At 70.6% G+C, this 22,018-nt stretch carries 15 protein-coding genes; 5 read left to right on the top strand and 10 right to left on the bottom strand.

The features are described from left to right. Nucleotides 1–6: 6 nt before the first annotated feature. From IEZ13_RS22485 to mfd, 3 genes are read right to left on the bottom strand one after another with little or no spacing between them, the layout of a single operon-like run. Nucleotides 7–966 carry a nucleoside triphosphate pyrophosphohydrolase gene (locus IEZ13_RS22485; protein ID WP_183222952.1) on the bottom strand — a complete coding sequence of 320 codons (960 nt, stop codon included), beginning with the start codon at nucleotides 964–966 and terminating at the stop codon, nucleotides 7–9. After that, a complete protein-coding gene (locus tag IEZ13_RS22480; RefSeq protein WP_183222951.1) occupies nucleotides 963–1,778 on the bottom strand; it encodes a hypothetical protein in 816 nt (271 codons plus the stop codon). Before IEZ13_RS22480 ends, IEZ13_RS22485 begins: the two co-directional genes overlap by 4 nt. Before the next feature lie 56 nt (nucleotides 1,779–1,834). Beyond that, a complete protein-coding gene (gene mfd, locus IEZ13_RS22475) occupies nucleotides 1,835–5,458 on the bottom strand; it encodes a transcription-repair coupling factor (protein WP_183222950.1) in 3,624 nt (1,207 codons plus the stop codon). Between the two features lie 261 nt (nucleotides 5,459–5,719). Here mfd and ppc point away from each other — a divergent pair, with 261 nt between their 5' ends. Then, a complete protein-coding gene (ppc, locus tag IEZ13_RS22470; protein WP_183222949.1) occupies nucleotides 5,720–8,518 on the top strand; it encodes a phosphoenolpyruvate carboxylase in 2,799 nt (932 codons plus the stop codon). Nucleotides 8,519–8,599: 81 nt separating this feature from the next. On the opposite strand, the gene IEZ13_RS22465 is transcribed toward ppc, so the two are convergent. From IEZ13_RS22465 to IEZ13_RS22435, 7 genes are all read right to left on the bottom strand, one after another. Continuing rightward, nucleotides 8,600–10,330, bottom strand: a complete 1,731-nt coding sequence (locus IEZ13_RS22465) for an ATP-binding protein (RefSeq protein WP_183222948.1) — start codon at nucleotides 10,328–10,330, stop codon at nucleotides 8,600–8,602. 121 nt (nucleotides 10,331–10,451) lie between these two features. Next, entirely contained in the window at nucleotides 10,452–11,087 is a 636-nt protein-coding gene (locus tag IEZ13_RS22460) for an SMI1/KNR4 family protein (protein WP_203833861.1), read from the bottom strand. 82 nt (nucleotides 11,088–11,169) lie between these two features. Next, a complete protein-coding gene (locus IEZ13_RS22455) occupies nucleotides 11,170–11,880 on the bottom strand; it encodes an ABC transporter permease (RefSeq protein WP_183222946.1) in 711 nt (236 codons plus the stop codon). Beyond that, complete coding sequence (locus IEZ13_RS22450) at nucleotides 11,880–12,833, bottom strand: ABC transporter ATP-binding protein (RefSeq protein WP_183222945.1); 954 nt, start codon at nucleotides 12,831–12,833, stop codon at nucleotides 11,880–11,882. The genes IEZ13_RS22455 and IEZ13_RS22450 overlap by 1 nt, the downstream gene beginning before the upstream one ends. Continuing rightward, on the bottom strand, nucleotides 12,830–13,693 hold the full coding sequence (locus IEZ13_RS22445) for an ABC transporter permease (RefSeq protein WP_183222944.1): 864 nt from the start codon (nucleotides 13,691–13,693) through the stop codon (nucleotides 12,830–12,832). Before IEZ13_RS22445 ends, IEZ13_RS22450 begins: the two co-directional genes overlap by 4 nt. Beyond that, nucleotides 13,686–14,600 (bottom strand): ABC transporter ATP-binding protein, encoded by a 915-nt coding sequence (locus tag IEZ13_RS22440; RefSeq protein WP_183222943.1) that lies wholly within the window; start codon nucleotides 14,598–14,600, stop codon nucleotides 13,686–13,688. Before IEZ13_RS22440 ends, IEZ13_RS22445 begins: the two co-directional genes overlap by 8 nt. Nucleotides 14,601–14,679: 79 nt before the next feature. After that, on the bottom strand, nucleotides 14,680–15,897 hold the full coding sequence (locus tag IEZ13_RS22435) for a glycosyl hydrolase (protein WP_229794887.1): 1,218 nt from the start codon (nucleotides 15,895–15,897) through the stop codon (nucleotides 14,680–14,682). A gap of 169 nt (nucleotides 15,898–16,066) precedes the next feature. Here IEZ13_RS22435 and cysC point away from each other — a divergent pair, with 169 nt between their 5' ends. The 4 genes from cysC (at nucleotide 16,067) to IEZ13_RS22415 (ending at nucleotide 22,015) form a co-directional block, all read left to right on the top strand. Then, nucleotides 16,067–17,587, top strand: a complete 1,521-nt coding sequence (gene cysC, locus IEZ13_RS22430) for an adenylyl-sulfate kinase (RefSeq protein ID WP_183222942.1) — start codon at nucleotides 16,067–16,069, stop codon at nucleotides 17,585–17,587. A gap of 171 nt (nucleotides 17,588–17,758) precedes the next feature. After that, a complete protein-coding gene (locus IEZ13_RS22425) occupies nucleotides 17,759–19,378 on the top strand; it encodes a lipopolysaccharide biosynthesis protein (RefSeq protein WP_229794885.1) in 1,620 nt (539 codons plus the stop codon). Then, nucleotides 19,375–20,742 (top strand): hypothetical protein, encoded by a 1,368-nt coding sequence (locus IEZ13_RS22420; RefSeq protein WP_229794883.1) that lies wholly within the window; start codon nucleotides 19,375–19,377, stop codon nucleotides 20,740–20,742. The genes IEZ13_RS22425 and IEZ13_RS22420 overlap by 4 nt, the downstream gene beginning before the upstream one ends. 43 nt (nucleotides 20,743–20,785) lie before the next feature. Beyond that, nucleotides 20,786–22,015: a hypothetical protein gene (locus IEZ13_RS22415; protein WP_183222940.1), complete on the top strand. Its 1,230-nt coding sequence runs from the start codon at nucleotides 20,786–20,788 to the stop codon at nucleotides 22,013–22,015. Nucleotides 22,016–22,018: the final 3 nt, after the last annotated feature.

Raw genomic sequence — 22,018 nt, 5'->3', positions numbered from 1 at the left:
TGAAACCTACTCGGAGGGACCGACATTTTCCGCCGCACGCACCGCCTCTGCGAAAGTCAGCGTGGCGGCCCGCAGTTCGGCCTCGGCGTCCAGGCCCGCGGCCCGGGCCTCGGCGACCACCCGCAGCAGCAGGCTGCCGAGGTCGTCACCGGCCGGCAGCGGCACCTCGAGACCGGCCCGTTCGGCCCGGTGCAGGATCTTCGCGGCCAGGGCGAGGGACGGCTGGCTCATGGCGATCCCGTCCAGCACGGAGTCCCGCGTCTTCTCCTCGCGCTTGATCCGCTCCCAGTTGGCGGTGATCTCCTCGATGTCCTCGATCCGCTCCCCGGCGAAGACGTGCGGATTGCGCCGGATCATCTTCTCCACCAGGCCGGCGGCCACGTCGTCGATGCTCCACCGGTCGCTCTCGTCGCGCTCCTCGGCGAGCCGGGCGTGCAGCACCACCTGGAGAAGCACGTCGCCGAGTTCCTCGCGGGCCGCGTCCGGGTCGTCGCCGACGATCGCGTCGTACGCCTCGTACGCCTCCTCCAGCAGGTAAGGGGCGAGCGTCTGGTGGGTCTGCGCCCGTTTCCACGGGTCGCCGCCGGGTGAGGCCAGCCGGTCCATCACGGCGACGGCGTCCAGCAGCCGGGCTCCGGGCGGATCCCACGAGCCGTACATCAGCTCCAGCTCGGCGAGGCCCGGCTCGCGGGCCAGACGCAGCCCGAGCTGCCGGGCGAAGTCCTGGTCGCCGTGCGGCCCGGCGAGCCAGACGGCGGCCGGCCGCCCGGCGATCGCGTCGAGCAGGCCCTGTGCGTCCGTCTCGAGGATCGTGACCGGCACACCGGTCACCCGCAGGGCCTCGGCCTGGTCACTGTCCGCGGCGGCGAAGACGGGGTACGCCCGGACGGCGTCCCACGCCTCCGCGGTCAGCAGCCCGGCCGGTAGCCGGGGTGAGGTGACCAGCAGGATGATCCGGGCGCTCAAGAGACGTCGGCCACCGGTACGGACTGCTCGACGCCCAGGTCGGTGCCGAGAAGCTGGAGCGGGTCGCTCTCGCCCTGGATCTCCAGCACGCTCACCTCGAACGGCTGGTAGCGCGGGTTGACCTCGACGTTCAGCTCGTCGGCGGCGCCCTCGACCTGCTCCCGGACCTGCGCGGCGGCGGCCACCACCTGCCGGTTCTGCGGGGACTGGAGGGACAGCCAGGTGGTGAAGTCCTGGCCGGGCTCGACGCCCCCGTTGGCGCCCAGGCTGTTGTAGACCTGGAGCATGTCCGCGTCAGCCGGCGGGGTCTCCGACAGGAACGACTGGATCAGCAGGCTCTGCATGTACAGGTTGTCGATGTAGAGCTTGCTGTACTCCGTGCCGGCGGGCAGTTTGCGCTGGGCGGCCTCTTCCTCGTACGGCACCTGGGCGGGCAGCGTGACCGAGCGGTCGGCGGCGACCTGTTCGTACAGCTCCCGGGTGACCAGCTCGTTCACGATGTCGCCCCGGCTGAACGGCATCTGCACCGGCGCCGGGGTGACGGCCGGCGCGGTCTTCACGTCCTGCCCGGCGTTCCGCAGCGCCTCCTCCTTGAACCGCTGCTGCCGGGTGGCCTCGTCGGCCTCGGCCTGGGCCTGGGCGGCGAGGTCGGCGTGCGTGTCGTCCCAGATCCGCTGGACCTCCTGCTCGGACACCTGTCCGGCGTCGCCGAGATAGGCGGCCACGCTCGGTTCCGAGTCACAGGCGGAGAGGCCGCCCACGGCGAGGGACGCGGCGACGACGGTGGAGGCGAGTCGGCGGGCACGAAGCATGGTCAACACTCTCTCACGCCGATTGTGATCTTCATCGCCCCGCCCCGTATCGATTTTCATCCCTTCACCACGATGGGCGCCGGGGCCGGGACATCGCCGAGCACGTCCTTGAGTAACTGGGCGCACCACTCCAGCAGGGCCAGGTCGCGTAGCGGCTCGCCACCGACCCGGCGGGTGCTGGGCCGCGGGACACTGACCTGGTCGGCGCCGGTCTTGTAGACGGCGTCCGGGTGGTAGCGCTTGAGCCGCAGCTGCTTCGAGTCCGGCAGGGCCAGCGGGGAGAAGCGGATGTGCTTGCCCTGCATGGACACGTCGGTGAGCCCGTACGCCCGGGCCAGCAGCCGGAACCGGGCGACCGCGATGAGGTTGGCGACCGGGACCGGCGGTTCGCCGTACCGGTCGGTCATCTCGGCGACGACCTCCTTGAGCCGCGGCTCGTCGCGGGACTCGGCCAGCTTGCGGTACATCTCCAGGCGCAGGCGCTCGACCGAGATGTACTCGGTGGGCAGGTGCGCGTCCACCGGCAGGTCGATCTTGACCTCCGGCTCCTCCTCCGGGCGCTCGCCCTTGAACTGGGCGACCGCCTCGCCGACCATCCGCACGTACAGGTCGAAGCCGACACCTTCGATGTGGCCGGACTGCTCACCGCCGAGCAGGTTGCCGGCTCCGCGGATCTCCAGGTCCTTCATCGCCACGTACATGCCGGCGCCGAGCTCGGTGTGCTGGGCGATGGTGGCCAGCCGCTCGTGGGCGTGCTCGGTGAGCGGCTTCTCCCGGGGGTAGAGGAAGTAGGCGTAGGCCCGTTCCCGGCCGCGGCCGACCCGGCCGCGGATCTGGTGCAGCTGGGCGAGGCCGAGCAGGTCGGCGCGTTCCAGGATGAGGGTGTTGGCGTTCGGGATGTCGATGCCGGACTCGACGATCGTGGTGCAGACCAGGACGTCGAACTCCTTCTCCCAGAACCCGACCATGACCTTCTCGAGCTGTTCCTCGCTCATCTGGCCGTGCGCCACCGCGACCCGGGCCTCGGGCACCAGCTCGCGCAACCTACGGGCCGCCCGGTCGATCGACTCGACCCGGTTGTGCAGGTAGAAGACCTGACCGTCGCGGAGCAGCTCACGATGGACGGCGGCGGCGACCTGCTTCTCGTCGTAGGCGCCGACGTAGGTGAGAACCGGGTGGCGTTCCTCCGGCGGGGTGGCGATGGTGGACATCTCCCGGATGCCGGTGATCGCCATCTCCAGGGTCCGCGGGATCGGGGTGGCCGACATGGTGAGCACGTCCACCGACGCACGCAGGGCCTTGAGCTGCTCCTTGTGCTCGACGCCGAAGCGCTGCTCCTCGTCCACGATGATCAGGCCGAGGTTCTTGAACCGGGTCGACTTGGAGAGCAGCCGGTGCGTGCCGATGACGATGTCGGCGGTTCCGGCGGCGGCCTGCTCCAGGGTGAGGGTGGCCTCCTTCGGCGTCTGGAACCGGGACAGCTGCTTGATGTCCACCGGGAACTGGCTCATCCGCTCGGTGAACGTGTTGTAGTGCTGCTGGGCGAGCAGGGTCGTCGGCACGAGCACGGCCACCTGCTTGCCGTCCTGCACCGCCTTGAACGCCGCCCGTACCGCGATCTCGGTCTTGCCGTAACCGACGTCGCCGCAGATCAGCCGGTCCATCGGGACCTGCAACTCCATGTCCTGCTTGACCTCGACGATGGCGGCCATCTGGTCGGGCGTCTCGGTGTACGGGAACGCGTCCTCCAGCTCGCGCTGCCACGGGGTGTCCGGCCCGAAGGCGTGGCCCTGCGAGGCCTGGCGTGCCGCGTACAGCTGGATGAGCTGGGCGGCGATCTCCTTGACCGCCTTCTTCGCCCGGGCCTTGCTCTTCTGCCAGTCGGCGCCGCCCATCTTGTGCAGGTTGGGCTGCTCCCCGCCGACGTACCGGGAGAGCTGGTCGAGCTGGTCGGTTGGCACGTAGAGACGGTCACCGGGCTGGCCCCGCTTGGACGCCGCGTACTCGAGGACCAGGTACTCCCGGTCGGCGCCGTTGACCGTCCGCTGCACCAGCTCGATGTAGCGGCCGATGCCGTGCTGCTCGTGCACCACGAAGTCGCCGGTCTTGAGCTCCAGCGGGTCGATGGTGTTGCGCCGCCGGGCCGGCATCTTGCGCATGTCCTTGGTGGACGCGCCACGGCCGCCGGAGATGTCGTTGCCGGTGATCACCGCGAGCCGGGACGCCTCGTCGACGAAGCCGTGGTTCAGGGCGCCGCAGGTGATCAGCAGCTGCCCGTCGGCGATGGGCGCGGCGATCGAGTCGACCGGGGTGACGCCGAGACCGGCGTCGCGCAGCAGCTCGGCGGCCCGCTGAGCGGTGCCCTTGCCCTCGAAGACCAGCGCGATGGCCCAGCCCTGAGCGGCCCAGCCGGACAGGTCGGAGGCGAGCCGGGCGGTGTCGCCGTGGTAGAGCGGGACCGGCTGGGCGGCCAGCGCGACGGCGTCGCCGAGATCCGGGCTCACCTCGACCGGGGCGGCGTCCTCCCAGGGCAGGGCCTCCGCCGTCGGCTCAGCCGTGGCGAGGCCGAACGGCGAGACGGTCCACCACGGCTGCTTGAGAACGGCCGCGTGTGCCCGTACATCCGCAAGGCTTTTGAAAGCGACGGCGCCCACGTCGATCGGTGCCTGGCCGCCGACGGCGGCCGCCGCCCAGGACGCTTCGAGAAATTCATCGGAGGTACGGGTGAGGTCGTGCGCCCGGGTGCGGATCCGCTCGGGGTCGCACAGCAGCACGTGCGTGCCGGCCGGCATGCAGTCGATCAGCAGCTCCATGCTGTCGGTGCCGCGCAGCAGGGCCGGCGCCAGCGACTCCATGCCCTCGACCGGGATGCCCTCGGCCAGTTTGTCGAGGATCTCGGCCAGCTCCGGATGCTGGGCGGAGAGCTCCCGGGCGCGCTCCCGCACGGCCGGGGTCAGCAGCAGCTCCCGGCAGGGCGGCGCCCAGAGTCGCGGCACCTGGTCGATGGTGCGCTGGTCGGCGACCGCGAAGGTGCGGATCTCCTCCACCTCGTCGCCCCAGAACTCGACCCGGGACGGGTGCTCGTCGGTGGGCGGGAAGACGTCCAGGATGCCGCCACGGACCGCGAACTCGCCGCGCTTGGTGACCAGGTCGACCCGCGCGTACGCCATGCCGGACAGCCGCCGCGCGACCTCCTCCAGCTCCGCCGCGCCGCCGCCGGTCAGCTCCACCGGCTCCAGGTCGCCGAGGCCCTTGAGCTGCGGCTGGAGCAGGGACCGGACCGGGGCCACGACGACCCGCAGCGGTGCGCCGCCGGGGTGGGCGAGCCGCCGCAGCACGGCGAGCCGGCGGCCGACCGTGTCGGAGCGCGGCGACAGGCGCTCGTGCGGCAGCGTCTCCCAGGACGGGTAGACGGCGATCAGGGCCGGGTCGATCAGGCAGCCCAGTGCGTCGGCCAGGTCGTCGGCCTCGCGCGAGGTGGCGGTCACCGCGAGGACCGGCCGCTGCGCGCCGCCGACGTCGGCCGCGCCCGCCACTCCCGCCACCACGAACGGCCGGAGCGAGACCGGCGCGGTCAGGTCCAGTGAGTCGGAATCGACGAAGCCCTTGGCCGCCAGGTCACGCGCGCGGGCCAGACCGCGGTCGCGCAGGGCGGCGGGAATCAGACCGGAGAGTTGCATGAAGACCCCCTGAGGGCACGACGAACGACCCCGGTGGCGGATACGCGGGCGGGGGTGCGCCCCTCAGCTTAGTCCGACACAAGCCACCGGCCCGGCCCACGGGACCCTCGCCCGCTGGTCAGTGGTACCCCACCTGCGCACGGTCCCGCACCGGGTCATGAGACTCTTGACTCAATTCACCCCCGGACCGGGGTACGCCGATAACATCGGCGATGTCGGGACAGCGCCGTCCTGGAGCCATCCGAGCGAAGGAGCGCCCCGATGACAGAGCAGCCTGCCCAACTCGAGGAACGAGAGGGATCCGACGCCGCGCTACGTGCCGACATCCGCCGGATCGGCACGCTGCTCGGCCAGACGCTGGCCCGCCAGGAAGGGCGGCCACTGCTGGATCTGGTCGAGGAGATCCGGGCCCTGGTGCGGCAGGACGCCCCGGCGGCCGCCGACCGCCTCGCGGCGATGGACATCACCACCGGAACGAAGCTGGCCCGGGCCTTCTCCACCTACTTCCACCTGGCCAACGTCACCGAGCAGGTGCACCGGTCCCGGGACCTGCGCCGCCGCCGCGCGGAGAACGGCGGCTGGCTGGACCAGGCCGCCAAGCGGATCGCCGAGAAGGGCGTCCCGGCCGACGAGATCGCCGCCGCGGCCCGCCGCCTCGCGATCCGCCCGGTCTTCACGGCCCACCCCACCGAGGCCTCCCGCCGGTCGATCCTGTCGAAGCTGCGCCAGGTCGCCGACGCGCTGGACGCCGAGTCGGCCGCCGCCGCGCTGTTCGGCGACACCGACACCACCACCTCCACCAAGCGTTTCGCCGAGCTGATCGACCTGCTCTGGCAGACCGACGAGTTGCGCCTGGACCGGCCGGACCCGACCGACGAGGCCCGCAACGCCGTCTACTACCTCAAGGACCTGTACGCGGACGCCGCCCCGCAGGTGCTCGACGACCTGGCCGACACGCTGCGCCGCCTGGGTGTGGAGACCGCGCCCACCTCGCGGCCGCTCACCTTCGGCTCGTGGATCGGCGGCGACCGGGACGGCAACCCGTTCGTCACGCCGGCGGTCACCCGGGACGTGCTGCTCATCCAGCACGAGCACGGCATCCAGGCCACCGAGAAGGCGATGGACAAGCTGATCGACGAGCTGTCCGTCTCCCGGCGGCTGCGCGGCGTCTCCCTCGACCTGTCCGCCAGCCTGGCCCAGGACCTGGACAACCTGCCCGAGGTGCAGCAGCGGTTCCGCCGGGTCAACGCCGAGGAGCCGTACCGTCTGAAGGTCCGGGCGATCAAGGCGAAGCTGGCCAACACCCGGGCCCGGCTGGTCAACGGCACCCCGCACGTGCCCGGCCGCGACTACCTGGGCAGCGCCGAGCTCATCTCCGACCTGGAGCTGATGCGTGCCTCGCTGGCCCGCAACTCCGGGCAGCTGCCGGCCGTCGGCGTGGTCGCCACCGCGATCCGCAAGGCGTCCGCGTTCGGCATGCAGCTGGCCGTCCTCGACGTCCGCGAGCACGCCGAGAAGCACCACGAGGTGCTCCAGCAGATGTACGCCCAGGTCGGCGAGGTCGACGACTACGCCGCTCTGGACCGGGCCCAGCGCACCAAGCTGCTCGCCACCGAGCTGACCGGGCGGCGGCCGCTCTCCAGCGCCGACACCCCGCTCACCGACTCGGCGCGCAAGACCTTCGACGTGTTCCACACGATCCGGGAGTCGCAGGCGCGGTTCGGTGACGAGGTCGTCGAGTCGTACATCATCTCGATGACCCTCGGCGTCGACGACGTGCTGGCCGCTGCCCTGCTGGCCCGCGAGGCCGGTCTCGTCGACATCCACACCGGGCGGGCCCAGGTCGGCATCGTGCCGCTGCTGGAGACCCCGGCCGAGCTGGACGCCGGCGGTGACCTGCTGGACGAGATGCTCTCCACCCCGGCGTACCGGGAGATCGTCCGCGCCCGCGGCGACATCCAGGAGGTCATGCTCGGTTACTCGGACTCCAACAAGGAGGCCGGCATCACCACCAGCCAGTGGCGGATCCACAAGGCGCAGCGGTCGCTGCGTGACGTGGCGGCCCGGCACGGTGTGCGGCTGCGCCTCTTCCACGGCCGCGGTGGCACGGTCGGCCGGGGTGGCGGTCCCACCCACGAGGCGATCCTGGCCCAGCCGTACGGCACCCTGGACGGCGCGATCAAGGTGACCGAGCAGGGCGAGGTCATCTCCGACAAGTACATGATCCCGTCGCTGGCCCGGGAGAACCTGGAGCTGACCGTCGCGGCCGTGCTCCAGGCCACCCTGCTGCACACCACGCTCTCGGTCGACCCGGAGCGCCTCGTCGTGTGGGACTCGGTGATGGACACCGCCTCGGACGCGGCGTTCACCCGGTACCGCTCACTCGTCGAGGACCCGGACCTGGCCGCCTACTTCTGGGCCGCCACCCCGACCGAGCTGCTCGGCGCGCTGAACATCGGCTCCCGCCCGGCCAAGCGCCCCAACGCGGACGCCGGCCTGAGCGGGCTGCGGGCCATCCCGTGGGTGTTCGGCTGGACCCAGACCCGGCAGATCGTCCCCGGCTGGTTCGGTGTCGGCACCGGCCTGGCCGCGGTCCGCGCCGCCGGCCTCGGCGCCGAACTCGACGCCATGCACGAGCACTGGCAGTTCTTCCGCACGTTCCTGTCGAACGTCGAGATGATGCTGGCCAAGACCGACCTGTCGATCGCCCGCCGCTACGTCGAGACGCTGGTCCCCGAGGAGCTGCGCCCGATCTTCACGAAGATCGAGCAGGAGTACGCCCTGACCGTCCAGGAGGTCCTGGCGATCACCGGCGGCACCGAGATCCTGTCGAACCAGCCGGAGCTCTCCCGCACCCTGAGCGTCCGCGACACGTACCTGGAGCCGCTGCACCACCTCCAGGTGGCCCTGCTCCGCCAGTACCGCGACCTGGGCGACACGAGCCGCCAGATGCCGACCGCCCCGGGCGCCCGCCGCGGCCCGTCCGACTCGACGGCCCTGGAGCGCGCCCTGCTCACCACGGTCAACGGCATCGCCGCCGGCATGCGCAACACCGGCTGACATCCGCTCCCACTACGGAAAGGCCGTCCGGCGATCGCCGGACGGCCTTTCCGCGCTATACCCTTCCCACACGCTCGCGAATCAGGATCCGAGAGTTTGCACCCACCGGGCGCCACGAGAACGCTGCTGCCCGATCATGGAGACGAACCCCTTCTGGCGGAGGCTCTGCAACCCACGCTTCACCGTGTCCCTACTCAATCCGGTGCGGTCCTCGATGTCGGCACGCAGCAACGGCACGGTACTGAGAGCTGCCAGAATCTGGCGCTCGTTGGGGGTCAGCCTGGCCGGTGTGGCTACCGGTTCGTCAATAGGCGCAAGCACCGCCCGCGAGATTCGATACGTGGTCGAGCCGCGGTTTCCGTCCTGTTCGACCACGCCGGCATCGACAAGTTCCTTCAGCTCTCGTGTTGCGGCACGGCTGTCCTGAACGCCTGTCGAGGTCCGATAGCCACTATTCGTCAGCACTGCGCCGTTGCGCATGAGAGCCAACGCCGTCATCTGTGATCGAACAAGCGGCGGCAGGCCCAGCGAAGTCATCCACCGCAGTGTCTCCTCATCGAGAAGCGCGTGATTCGGAATTTCGACGGTGAAAGTCGAGATGTCATCCGTGAAACGTGGAGGCTCCATGCCTGCCGCCCCCAGTGCCATGAGCATCTGCGCGATGCCGGTGCCCCGGTTTTCACAGACCATGCGACCGTCGCGAAGCGGAGTGTCCTCAAGAATCTTCAGAAGTGCCCGGTTCCGGGACGAGGTCACGGCCCGCGTTCCCAGCGAACCGACATCGACCGTCCCGAACAGACCACCCGCATTCCGGATCAGTAGGCGGTCGGGGTACATCTCCACCTGCACCTGCATCCCGCGCGCGAATGCGGAGTAGTCACGGTGCACCAGGGAGTTGACGAGCGCTTCCCGGATCACCTCCTCCGGGTACTCCCATTCGTCCACCCGGTAGATCCCCGAGATGATGCTGCGTCGCCGCATATTGCGCTTGAGCACGTCTACGCATTCCGCAACGATCTCAGGGATCGGCCCGTCGAGGGATCGGTTGTCGATGAACCGCTCGCCGAACCTTCCAGAAGCGCCTGGCTCGCCCGTCGGGTACACGACCAGGGTGACGTCCAACTGAGGCTCGAAGGTCTGCGGATAAATGCCGAAGACCAGCAGCCCCGCCAAGGTCGGCACCACCCGGTCGCCGTCCTTGGCCAGAACGTTGAGCATGAGGAGTGCACGCTCGTCGTCCACCCGGCCGAACACCGGCCCCTTGGTGGCACGGATACGGCGAAGGAAGGCACCGAGCAACTGCGGGTCCAGGTCGTCGACTGTCGCGGTCGGCACTGGCGTCAAATCGTGGTGTTGTTCTGTTCGGTTGGACAGCAGTATCGCGACCTCGTAGTCGGTCAACTTACGATCGCCGTCCGCAACCCTGATACGTGAACCCGCCCATGGGCCCAGGACACGCTTATGACAGGGACGCTGATCGCGCGGCACGGACGGGACGAATCCGATGACGACGTTCTTCTCCTCGAACCGTACGGTCTGAATCTCCGCCCGCACCGGTGGTTCCATATCAGCGCATACCGCTCCTATCTGCGCTTCCATCGCCGCAGCGTCATCAACGCCGACGACGGTGAAACCGCTCTTCTCGTCCACACCGAGGATGAGATGGCCTCCGGACCCGTTCGCGAAGGCACTGATCGATTCCCACAGAGTGACAGGCATTCCACCTCTGGCTCGCTTCACTTCACAGGTGGAGTGGTCTGCGCCGTGCACGCGCAGCGCCGTCAGCAACTCGGCGAATTCTTGGTGATCCATCACGGCACTCCGCCAATCGCACCACACAACGCACCACAGGTGCACCAGAATGCACTACAGGATACCCTAATACGCACCACAGGGCACCACAGAGCACCACAGCGGTGAGATCGCGCGAGGTCTACCGACCGAACGCTGAGGTCTCCGCTTCGGTGAGCCAACGGCGGTACCAGTCGGTGAAGGTCATGCGGCTGCCATCCGGGTTCTGTTCGGGTTGGAAGCCCTCCTCGTCGGCGGAGAAATCGGACCAGATTTGGCCCCGGGACGGGCCGCTCACCACCAGGGTCACCCACAGGGCGCAGCCCAGGGTGCACAGGTAGAGCAGGCCGTCCGAGTGGGCGGCGCCCTCGGGGACATCCTCCGGGGCCTCGCACCAGAGATCCTCGACGCCACTGATCGCCGGGCGCTCGCGCAGATGGCCGTCCGGGATGAAGCCGCGGATGTGGGCGAACGCCCGGGTCAGGGTGCTGATGCTGGTCGGCGACTCGGCCCACGTCCAGCGGCCGTCCTCGCGACGGAGCGGGGAGAGACCACAGGCCGGGCCGGCGCCGCCCCGGCCTGCCTGGAGCAGGAAGGCGCGGTAGTCGGCGGGCAATTCCACGCCGATCTGGGTCTCCAGATCGGCGAGTTCGGCGGCGGTCAGTGAGGGCTCCAGCTCCCAGCCATGCGAGCTGCCGAGGTAGTCCTCCGAGGCGCCGGGGTGGGCGGCCAGGGCCGCGAGACGGGGCCGGATGTCCGACCAGTCGATCTCGGTCACGGCTCGCACGGTAGCGGGCGGGTACGACGAGAACGGCCCGCGATACCGCAAGGGCATCGCGGGCCGGTCGGGCCGTACCGGGTCAGCTGGTCTCGCCGGCCAGGCTGAAGGAGCCGAGGCGGTTGATGGCGAAGACGGTGCCGGCAACGGTGAAGATCGCGCTCATCACGATGGCCGTGGTGAGGCTGACCGGGGTATCCATCATGCCGTTCGGGGCGATCTTGTCGGTGATGGCGATGACGTACTGGCCGATGGCCAGGTTCTTGGTGCCGCTCACGAAGTTTCCGAGCAGGCCCTCCCAGACCAGGATGTAGACCAGGCCGACCAGCACCGGGCGGCGGCTGACCAGGCTGAACAGCAGGAACAGGGCGGAGTAGGCGAAGGCGCCGACGGTCGCGGCGACGGCCAGGGCGCCACCGAGCCTCGCCGAGCCGGCCAGGACGCCGGTGAGGAACAGGGGTACGGCCGAGACCACCGTGGTGACCGAGGCGGCCACCGCGTACTTCGCGAGGATGATGTCGCGCCGGGCCAGCGGCTTGGTGAGGATGTGCACGATCGTGCCGTCGTCGACCTCGGAGCCGAGGACGCCGGTGCCGACGATCAGGGCGACGACTGGCAGCACCACGGCGAGACCCAGCGCGACGATCACCGCCTGGCCCCACATGTCGGGCGACACGTCGTACATCCGGCAGAGCAGGGCCAGACCGACCAGCAGGATCGGCAGCGGCAGGAGCAGCAGCGCCCGGCGGCGGCCGAACAGGCCGCGCGCGGTGATGAAAGCGACCGTGGACATCAGCCCTCCAGCAGGTAGGAGAAGACGCTCTCCAGGGACTCGTCGGACGGCACCAGTTGGTGCAGGCGGATCCCCTGGTCGAGTGCGATGCGGGGCAGCACGCGGGTGAAGCTGCCGTAGTCGGAGGCGCGAACGGTCAGGCCGGTGGCCTCGATCTCGATGCCGGCGACCGACTTCTCGGCCATCAGCGCGACGGCCAGCCGGCGGTCGTCGGAGCTGCGTACGGCGAAGACGTGCGGCCGGTTGGTCATCAACCGGCGGATCTTGCGGTAGTCGCCGGAGGCGGCGAGCCGGCCCGCCACGATGACCTGGACCAGGCCGGCGACCTGCTCGACCTCCTCCAGGATGTGCGAGCTGAACAGGATGGTGTGGCCGCGGTCGCCGAGCGAGTGCAGCAGCTCCATCATGTGCATCCGCTGGCGCGGGTCCATGCCGTTGAACGGCTCGTCCAGCAGCAGCACGCGGGGCTCGTGGACCAGCGCGGCGGCGACCCGGGTGCGCTGGCGCATGCCCTTGGAGAACGTCTCGATGCGGCGCTCGGCGGCGCCGGTCATCTCGACCAGTTCCAGGGCCCGCTGGGCGGCGGCCTCCGGGTCCTTGAGCTTCTGCATCCGGGCGCAGGCGGTCACGAACTGGCGGGCGGTCAGGAAGCCGTGTACCGCCTCACGCTCGGTGACCAGGCCCAGGTCGCGGTAGACGGCCGGGTTGCGCCAGGTGGGCTTGCCGTCGATGGTCACCATGCCCCGGGAGGGGGCGAGGAAGCCGGCCATCATGTGCAGCACGGTGGTCTTGCCGGCGCCGTTGGGCCCGAGCAGGCCGGTGACGCCGGGGTTGAGCGACATGGTGATGTCGTTGACCGCCACCACGTTGCCGTACCAGCGGGAGACGTTGACCAGGTCGACCACGCCGAGGGTGGCGGCGGGCGTCTCGGCCGGGAGGGTCTGGGCGGTCACAGCGAGGCCACCTTCCGGTAGCGGGCCAGCAGGAGCAGGAGGCAGGAGGCGATCAGGCAGACCGCCTCGATGGCGTAGACCGGACCGAACCGGCCCAGGTCGAGTCCGGTGCCCTCGTCGCCGCTGATCCACTGGTTGATGCCGGCGATCAGGGTCATCGGGCTGGCCAGCCCGGCCAGGCTGTTGGCGGTGGTGGAGGGCAGGGAGGCGAGGACGCCGACGATCGGGGCGGTCATCAGGAAGACCGCGACGATGCCGCCGGCCGCGAACGCCTGCTTGCCGGTGAAGGAGGCGATCAGCAGGCCGATGCCGGCGAACATCACCGCCCAGAGCAGGCTGTAGCCCCAGCCCGGAACCAGGTCGAGGACCTCGTTCCACACGCCCTTGAAGCCGGTCTTGGTGGTGAACGCGGCGCCGAGGAACATGATGAACTGCGGTACGCCGAGCAGCAGCCAGATGGCGCTGGCCAGGGCGGCGAACTTCGCGGCCACGTAGTCGGCGGCGCGCAGTGGCCGGCTGAAGTAGAGCGGCAGGGTGCCGGACCGCAGGTCACGGGAGACCAGTTGCGGCGCCACGATCGCCACGAAGAAGATGATCAGGAAGCTCATCTGGTCGGCGAACTGGGTGTAGGTGAAGATCACCTCGCCGATGGTGGAGCGGACCGCGGCCACGATCACCGCGACCAGCAGCATGATGCCGAAGACCAGCCAGGGGAAGATCTTCGCCTTGGCGGAGCGGCCCAGCCCGTACGCCGCGCGCAGCCCGTGCACGTAGAGCGCCTGCTGCATGGCGAAGCGGCCCAGACGGGGTCCGTCGTACCGCTGGTATCCGATGTCATGGATGACGCCGGCCTCAGACATCGGCGGTCTCCTTCGTGGTGAAGAGCTCGGCGACACGGTGCCGGCGCTGGTCGAGGCGGTGCAGGTTGAGGTCGAGGTCGGTGACGGCCCGCAGGATCCGGTCGTACGCGGTCTCCGAATCCATCGGCACGAGGAGCATCCGGCCGTCCCGGCTGACCTCCATGCCCATCCCGGCGAGCGCGTCGGCGAGCTCGTCCGTACCGTCGGCGACCTCGACCGCGAGCACGTCCGAGGCCGCGGTCATCGACGAGATCCGGTCGGCGCGCAGCAACCGGCCGCCCTCGATGGCGATGAGCGAGTCGCAGATCCGCTCGACCTCGCCGAGCAGGTGGGAGCAGACCACCACGGAGATCCCGAACTCGGTGCCGATCCGCTGGACCAGGGCGAGCATGGCGTCGCGGCCGGCCGGGTCGAGGCCGTTGGTGGGTTCGTCGAGCAGCAGCAGGTCGGGGTCGTGCACGAGCGCCTGGGCCAGCTTGACCCGCTGCTTCATGCCGGTGGAGTACCCGCCGATCTGCCGGTAACGCTCCTCGTACAGGCCGACGTGCCGCAGCGCCTCGGAGGCGCGCTCCCGGGCGGCGGTCTTCGGCAGCCCGCTCATCCGGCCCAGGTGGGTGACGAACTCGGCGGCCGAGACGTCGGGCGGCAGGCAGTCGTTCTCCGGCATGTAGCCGACACGGGCGCGGACCTGATCGGTCTGCGTGACGGGGTCGAGGTCGAAGACCCGGACGGTGCCGCCGCTGGGCGGCACCAGTCCCAACATGATTTTGATGAAGGTGCTCTTGCCGGCGCCGTTGGCGCCGACGAGCCCGATGACGCCGGCATCGACCGCGACGGTGAGGTCCGCGAGGGCGGTCACCCCGCCGCCGTACGTCTTGGTCAGCCCGTCCGTAACGATGATGGTCACGGGGTCAGCCTATGAAGGCGGCGCACCTCGATGGATCGGGAAAACCCCTGAGCCCCTCTCAGGGTCTCTCAGCCGGCTCTCAGTTTACCGACACCTGGAACACCGGGAGCCGGCCGAGACGACGGTACTCGCGCAGCGCGGCCGGGGTGCTGTCCACCGACGAGTCCTGGCCCTTGTGGTTGGCCGGGGTCTCGAAGTGCACCATCGCCTTGATGCCGGGGAAGCGGCCGATCTGCTGTCCCACCTCGCGATAGAACTCGGCCATGTGGCCCGGGTTGCGCTCGGAGAACCAGACGGCCCACTCGGCCACCATCAGCGGCTTGTCCGGGTGGCGCCCGCGGACCCAGTTGTAGAAGCCGGGCCAGCCGGGTTTGCTCGCCGAACGGCGGTTGAGCAGCTCGTCGAAGTCGCCGTGGCCGTAGCCGGGGTCGCTGTAGGAGTAGGTGTCGAAGCCGATCCAGTCGACCACGTCGTCACCCGGGTACATGTGCTGAAACCAGCTCTTGGTGGTGTGCGGGACGTAGGCCATGTGCACCAGAACGGTCACCACGTTGGTGGCGCCCTTGGCCCGCAGCCGGTTCACCACGTGCCGGAACATCGCCGCGTAGTCACGGGCCGTGTAGCCGGAGCCGGCCCGCTCGCGTACCTGGTCCTCGGCCTCGTGGTGGATCGCGAAGAAGAACCGCTCCCGGAAGTTCTCCCGCAGGTGTTCGGCGAGACGGTCCAGGAATTCGTCGGTACGCCGGTCCCCGCGCGCGATCCGCGCCCAGGTGGTGGTCTCCGGCTTCCAGTTGAGCAGGAGGATCCGCTCGCGCCCGGGCTCGCGGGCGATCCGGATCTCCTGCTCGGTCGGGAACAGCTGACGGGTGCCCTTGTGGTACCCGTGGAACACCGCCTGATGCCGCCCGGTCTTGCGCTCGAACTCGTTGAGCGCCCACGAACCCTGCGCCTCGGTGTGCGCCCCCGGAGCCACGCCCCACAGGATCCCGCAGGTCGGCACCAGCCTCGCTCCGGTGCGGCACGTCCGTTCCCGCACCGACTCGGCACGGTGCCCGACCGGCACGATCGCGGGCCGCCGCCCGGCGGTGGCCGGCCCCGGCATGGGCTCCGGCACGAGGCGGGCCGGTGGGCCCGGCGCGGTGACAGCCGGCTCCACGACGACCGGGGGCCGGTACGGCGGGACGCCGAGCCGGTCGGCGCCTCCCGTCCACGCCCAGGGGAGCGTCGCGGTCACGGACATCGCGAAGGCCGTGGTCAGTGCGGCGAGGTGCAGTAGCCGGGATCGGGTCTGTCTCACAAAGGCCGAGTATCAGATGATCAAGCATATTTGTCCAGTAACAAGCGGTTTTGTACTGAGATTGCTTTATATGGCTTTCGTACCGACTGAGGGAAGACCGAGATCCCGACTCGACCGGTTGGATCGAGGCTGCGAAACTGTCCCCCAAATACCTGCAGGGGGATTCGAAGTGAATGGTTCGGTACTGCCCGAGGACGTGCTCCGGGACGCTCCCTCCTTCACCCCGCGCCCCTACGAGCTGGCGGACCTCGAGCTGCTGCTCTCCGGCGCCTACGCGCCGCTGACCGGTTTCCTCGGCCGCGCCGACCTGGCCTCGCTGGCCCGCCGCGGCCGGCTGGCCGACGGCGCGTCCTGGCCGGTGCCGGTGACCTGCGAGATCCCCGGCGAGGTGGCGTCCGCGCTGGACCCGGCCGACCCGGTCCGGCGGACCCTGGTGCTGACCGACCCGGAGGGCGCCCCGGTCGCCGCCATCGAGGTGACCGACATGTGGCGGACCGGGGAGAACCGGTTCGGCATCGGTGGCCCGGTGCGCCGGATGGGTGACGGCGGCCACGGCCCGTTCCAGCGCCTGCGCCGCATGCCGGAGGAGGTCCGGGCGCTTCTCCCACCGGGCCGGGTGCTCGGGGTGATCGCCGACCGGCCGCTGCACCGGCCGCAGCTCGCCCAGATCGCGCACGCCGCCCGTACCCTCGCGGCCCACCTGCTGATCCTCATCCCGGTGAGCGGGCCCGGCCCGGACGGCCTGCCGCCGGAGGCGCTGGTGCGCTCGATCTTCGCGGCCCGCGACCGGATGCCCCCGGCCACCGTGGTGGCCGTTCCGCTGCTCACCCGCGGCGACGAGATGCGCGACGCGCTGCTGCGCGCGCGGGTGGCCCGGGCGTATGGAGTGACGCACGTCCTGTCCACCGGTGACTCGCTGTCCGGCGCGGGCCTGCGGGTGCTGCTGCCGCGTGAGCTGGCCTACGACAACCGGGACGGCCAGTGGCGCTGGCGTGACGACATCCCGCCGCGCAACCGGCGCCTGGCGATGTCCCCGGCCGAGATCGACGACCTGCTGGACCGCGGTTTCCCGCTGCCCGAGTGGCACACCCCGCCGGCCGTCGCCAAGGAGCTGTCCCGGGTGCGACCGCCGCGCCGGCAACGCGGTCTGGTGGTCTTCTTCACCGGCCTGTCCGGTTCCGGCAAGTCGACCATCGCCCGGAACCTGGCCGACGCGCTGCGGGAGACCGGCGACCGGACCGTGACGCTGCTCGACGGCGACGTGGTCCGCCGTGAGCTGACCGCCGGGCTGGGCTTCAGCAAGGCCGACCGGGACCGCAACGTCCGCCGGATCGGCTGGGTCGCCGCCGAGGTGGGCCGGCACCGGGGCATGGCGGTGGCCTGCCCGATCGCGCCCTACGAGGCGGCCCGGGCGGCGGCCCGGAAGATGGCGGTGGAGGCCGGGGCCGGGTTCATCCTGGTGCACGTGGCCACGCCGCTGGAGGTGTGCGAGAGCCGGGACCGCAAGGGTCTGTACGCACGGGCCCGCGCCGGTCAACTGCGCGGGATGACCGGGATCGACGACCCGTACGAGGAGCCGACCGACGCCGAACTGACCGTCGACACCACCACGATGACCGTTCCGGAGGCGGTCGAGATGGTCCTCGGTTACCTGGTCGAGAGCGGTTGGGTGGAGCCGAAACTCTCGTAGCCATCACTCACGGCGGGAGTGTGGCGTTGTCACTCTGGGGCGAAACGCCCAAAGCTGACACGCACACTCCTCTCCCGGAAGGGCCGCCGAAGACTGATGGAACCGTCTCGCCCCTCGTCCGATCTCTCGCACTACCTCGGTGCCTTCCGCCGCCACTGGTGGATCGCCCTGGTGGCCACGGGTGCCGGCCTGGGCGGCGGCACGGTCCTGACACAGGCCATGCCGAAGGTCTACGAGTCGTCGGCCTCGGTGCTGGTGGAGCCGGTCGGGCAGGACACCAACGCGCAGGGCGGCCGAACCAAGGGCGCGGTCAACCTGGACACCGAGGCGCAGCTGGTCGGCTCCGGTGCGGTCGCGGTCAAGGCGGCCACCCTGCTGCGCAGCGACCAGTCGCCGATCGAGCTGGCCAAGTCGGTGTCGGTGCAGGTACCGGCGAACACCACGGTCCTGGTGATCACCGTCCGGTCGGACGATCCGCGGAAGGCGCAGGCCGGATCGCACGCGTTCGCCGAGGCATACCTGCGCAACCGTGAGGAGAGCGCCCGGGCCCAGCTGGACCGGCAGATCAAGTCGCTCAACCTCAAGGTGCGGCAGCTCACCACGGTGCTGGCCGGGATCAACGCGAAACTGGCGATCGCGCCGAAGGACAGCCCGATCGCCGGCAACCTGCAGAGCCTGAGGAACAACTCGCAGAACCAGCTGAACTCGCTGACCGGGCGGCTCAACGAGCTGACCACCACCATGGTCGGCGGCGGCAGCATCATCAGCGACTCCCGCCTGCCGGAGACACCGAGCAGCCCGAACACGCTGCTCAACGTGGGTACCGGCGGCATGCTCGGGCTGCTGCTCGGACTGTCCCTGGCGTACCTGCGGGAGCGGTTCGACCGGCGGCTGGTCACCCCGAACGACGTACGGGACCGGGGCCGGGTGCCGGTGCTGGCCGCGCTGGACGAGCGCAGCACGCCGCATTTCGACGACGTCCTCCAGCCGTACGGGCCGGGCGGGCGGGTCTTCAACCGGCTGCGCAACGAGGTGCTGGCCAGCCTGGGCGAGCGCGACCAGATCATCGTGGTGACCGGGACCAGCAGGGGTTCGGCCAGCACCCTGGTCGCCGCGAACCTGGCGGCGGCGCTCGCGCGTACCGGAAGTGAAGTCGTTCTGATCGGCGCGCACCTGCCGGACAGCGTGATCGATGCCGCGCCGCTGGCGCGGATGTTCGGGGTGTCGGCCATGCCCGGCCTCTCCGACCTGCTCGCCGGGCGGGTCGGCCTGCCCCGCGCCCTGCAACGGACCCCGCGGATCCCGTCGCTGCGGGTGATCACCACCGGTGGCACGGCCACCGCGGCCGGGCTGATGCAGTCGCAACGGCTCCGGGACACCCTTCAGGCGCTGCGCAAACAGAGCGGGTACGTGGTCATCGAGGCCCCGTCGACCAGCAGCAGCGCCGACGCGCAGAGCCTGGCGAGCCTGGCCGACGCGGCGATCCTGGCGGTGGAGCTGCACCGGTCCCAGCGCCCGGCCCTGCTCGACGCCACCGACCAGCTCCAGCGGGTGGGCACCCGGCTGCTCGGCGCCGTGGTGCTGCCCCGGCTCACCGTGACGCGCCCGAGCGAGCCGGCCGAGCCGGCCGTCTCCCTGCCGGTGCCGGACGCCGTGGACGCGCCGTTGGAGGGCCCGACCCAGCAGCTGTCCTTCGCCGGCCGGCAGCGCCCGGGTGGCACCGAGAACCAGGACGCCACCGCGATCATCGACCTCTCCAGCGCGGGCGCCGCGGACGGCGACGACAAGTGACCGCGGTCGCGGCGGTAGCGCACGCCGGGACCGCGCCCGAGATCTCCCCCAAGAGCCGCTCGCTGCCGTCCTGGCCGGTGGCCGGCATCCTGCTGCTCTATCCGCTGTGGTGGGCGCTCGGCCTGGGCGTGCTGATCTTCCCGATGATGGCCGCGCCGATGGTGTACCTGCTGCTGCGCCGGCGCTCGGCGGGCCGCCCGGTGCGGCTGCCACCCGGCTTCGTCTGGTGGGTGATCTTCCTGGCCGCGGTGGTGATCAGCATCGCCGCGCTGGGCGTGGACCCGCCCGGCACGGTTCCGGAACGCGCGGGCGAGCGGTTGGTCGCCGTCGTCTACAAGCTTTCGATGTACGCGTCTCTCACGGTCCTTCTGGTGTACGCCGGCAATCTGACCGACGCCGAGCTGTCCCGCCGCCGGCTGGTCCGCCTGCTGGGCGGGATGTTCGTACTGACCGTGCTGGGCGGGCTGCTCGGCATGGTGGCCGGGAACTTCGAGTTCACCTCGCCGGTGGAGTGGCTGCTGCCGTCCGGGGTGCGCAACAAGGGGTTCGTACGGTCTCTGGTGCACCCGTACGCCGCACAGATCATGGACCTGGTCGGGGGCGAGAAGCCGCGCCCGGCCGCACCCTGGGGTTACACGAACACCTGGGGCAACAACTTCTGCCTGCTGGCGCCGTGGCTCGTGGTGGCCGCGTGGGCCAGTCACCGTACCGGCCGCCGAGCGCTGGCCGTGCTCTGCCTGGCGGTCTCGGTGGTGCCCGCGGTGGCGTCGCTCAACCGTGGCCTGTGGATCGGCGTCGGGCTGCTGCTGGTCTACGTGGCGGTGCGTCACGTGATGGCCGGCCGGCTCTGGATCCTGGCGCTGCTGCCCCTGCTGGGCGCCGCGCTGACGGTGGCGCTGACCGCTACCCCGCTGGGCACGACGGTGCAGGCGCGGCTGGACAACGGCAAGTCCAACGGGGTCCGGTCGTTCCTCGTCGACAAGGCCCTGGACGGTTTCACCGGGTCGCCGGTGATCGGGTACGGCGGCACCCGCAACACCCTGGGCGGGCGCAACTCGATCGCGGTCGGCGAGAGCGCCGGCTGCGAGCGGTGCGGCAACTTCACGGTGGGCGGCAACGGCCAGCTCTGGCAGCTGCTCTACGCGCACGGCGCGGCCGGCACGGTGGGATATCTCGGCTTCTTCGGGTACGGGCTGTGGCGGTTCCGCCGGGACCGCACCCCGATCGGGATCGCCGGGAGCGCCGCGCTCGTCTCCTCCTTCTCCGCGATGCTCTGGTACAACTCGCTGGTCACCCCTCTGGCCTTCATGGTTCTGGCATATGCGCTGCTCTGGCGCAACTGGATCGAGGGGAACACCGATTGAGCGAGCTCGCGAACAAGACCTTCAGCGCGGTGGAGGCGACGGCATGAGCCCCGTCAAGACCGCTCCCGCTGAGTTGACGGCCGGGGACGCGGCCCTACGGACGCAGTACCTGACCGAGGTCATGCACCTGCTCTACCCAGCGCCCTGCCGGACCGACGGCACGCCCGGCCCCCTGGTCACCGAGTACCTGGTCGTTCCGAACGCGCACCGGCCCCGGCTGCTGGTCCCGACGCACTCGCCCGCGATCGCGGCGGCCGCCGTGCGCCGCTACGCCGAGCCGCAGAGCCGGATGGCCCGGCTCAAGCGGGGCGCCGTGATCGCCGCGGTGCACGCACGGGCCACCGGCCTGGTGTTCCGGGACCGGATCCGGGTGACCGGCCCGCTGTCGGCCGGCATCGACGGCTACCTGAGCGAGGCGCTGCGTCGGGATCTCGCGGTCAGCATCCACATCGGCCCGGCGCGGGCCAACCGCAAGCCGGTGCTGCAACTGCTCGGCCCGGACGGCGACACCTTCGCCTTCGGCAAGCTGGGCACCGGCCCGCTGACCCGGCGCCTGGTGAAGGCGGAGACGGCGGCGCTCACCACCCTCGGCAGCAGCGGCCTGACCAAGCTGACCGTGCCGCGGGTGATGCACGCCGGGCAGTGGCGGGGCATGCAGGTGCTGGTCCAGTCGGCACTGCCGGTCTGGCTGCCGCGGGCGTCGCTCAGCCGGCGGCGGCTCACCGCGGCCATGATCGACGTCGCGGGCTGCCGCGGCTACACGACCGGGCCGCTCACCGGAAGCGGGTACTGGCAGGACCTCCAGGCGCGGCTCGCGACGGTCGCCGACCGGCCGGAGGGCGCGGGACTGGCCGCCGCCGTGGACGTGCTGGCCGCGCACAGCGGTGAGACGACGATGCGGTACGGCGCCTGGCACGGCGACTGGGCACCCTGGAACATGGCGAACCTGGCCGACGCCCTGCTCGTGTGGGACTGGGAGCGGTTCGCCACGGGGGTGCCGCTCGGCTTCGACGCCATCCATCACGAGCTGCAGAAACGTATCCAGTCCACCGGCGACGCCCGGGCCGCGGTCGAGGCGACCGTGCACCGGGCCGACGAGCTGCTCGCCCCGTTCGGGGTGGCGCCGGTGGCCCGCGAGATCACCACCCTGCTCTACCTGGTGGACCTCGCCGTCCGTTACCTGACCGACAGGCAGGCCGAGGCGGGCGCCCGGCTGGGCGTGCTCGGAACCTGGCTGCTGCCGGTGCTGATCCGGCGCGTGGAGGAGCTGTAGAAC

Source organism: Actinoplanes campanulatus (genome assembly GCF_014647795.1).
GTDB lineage: Bacteria > Actinomycetota > Actinomycetes > Mycobacteriales > Micromonosporaceae > Actinoplanes > Actinoplanes campanulatus.
This window is presented reverse-complemented; position numbering and strand designations above follow the sequence as displayed.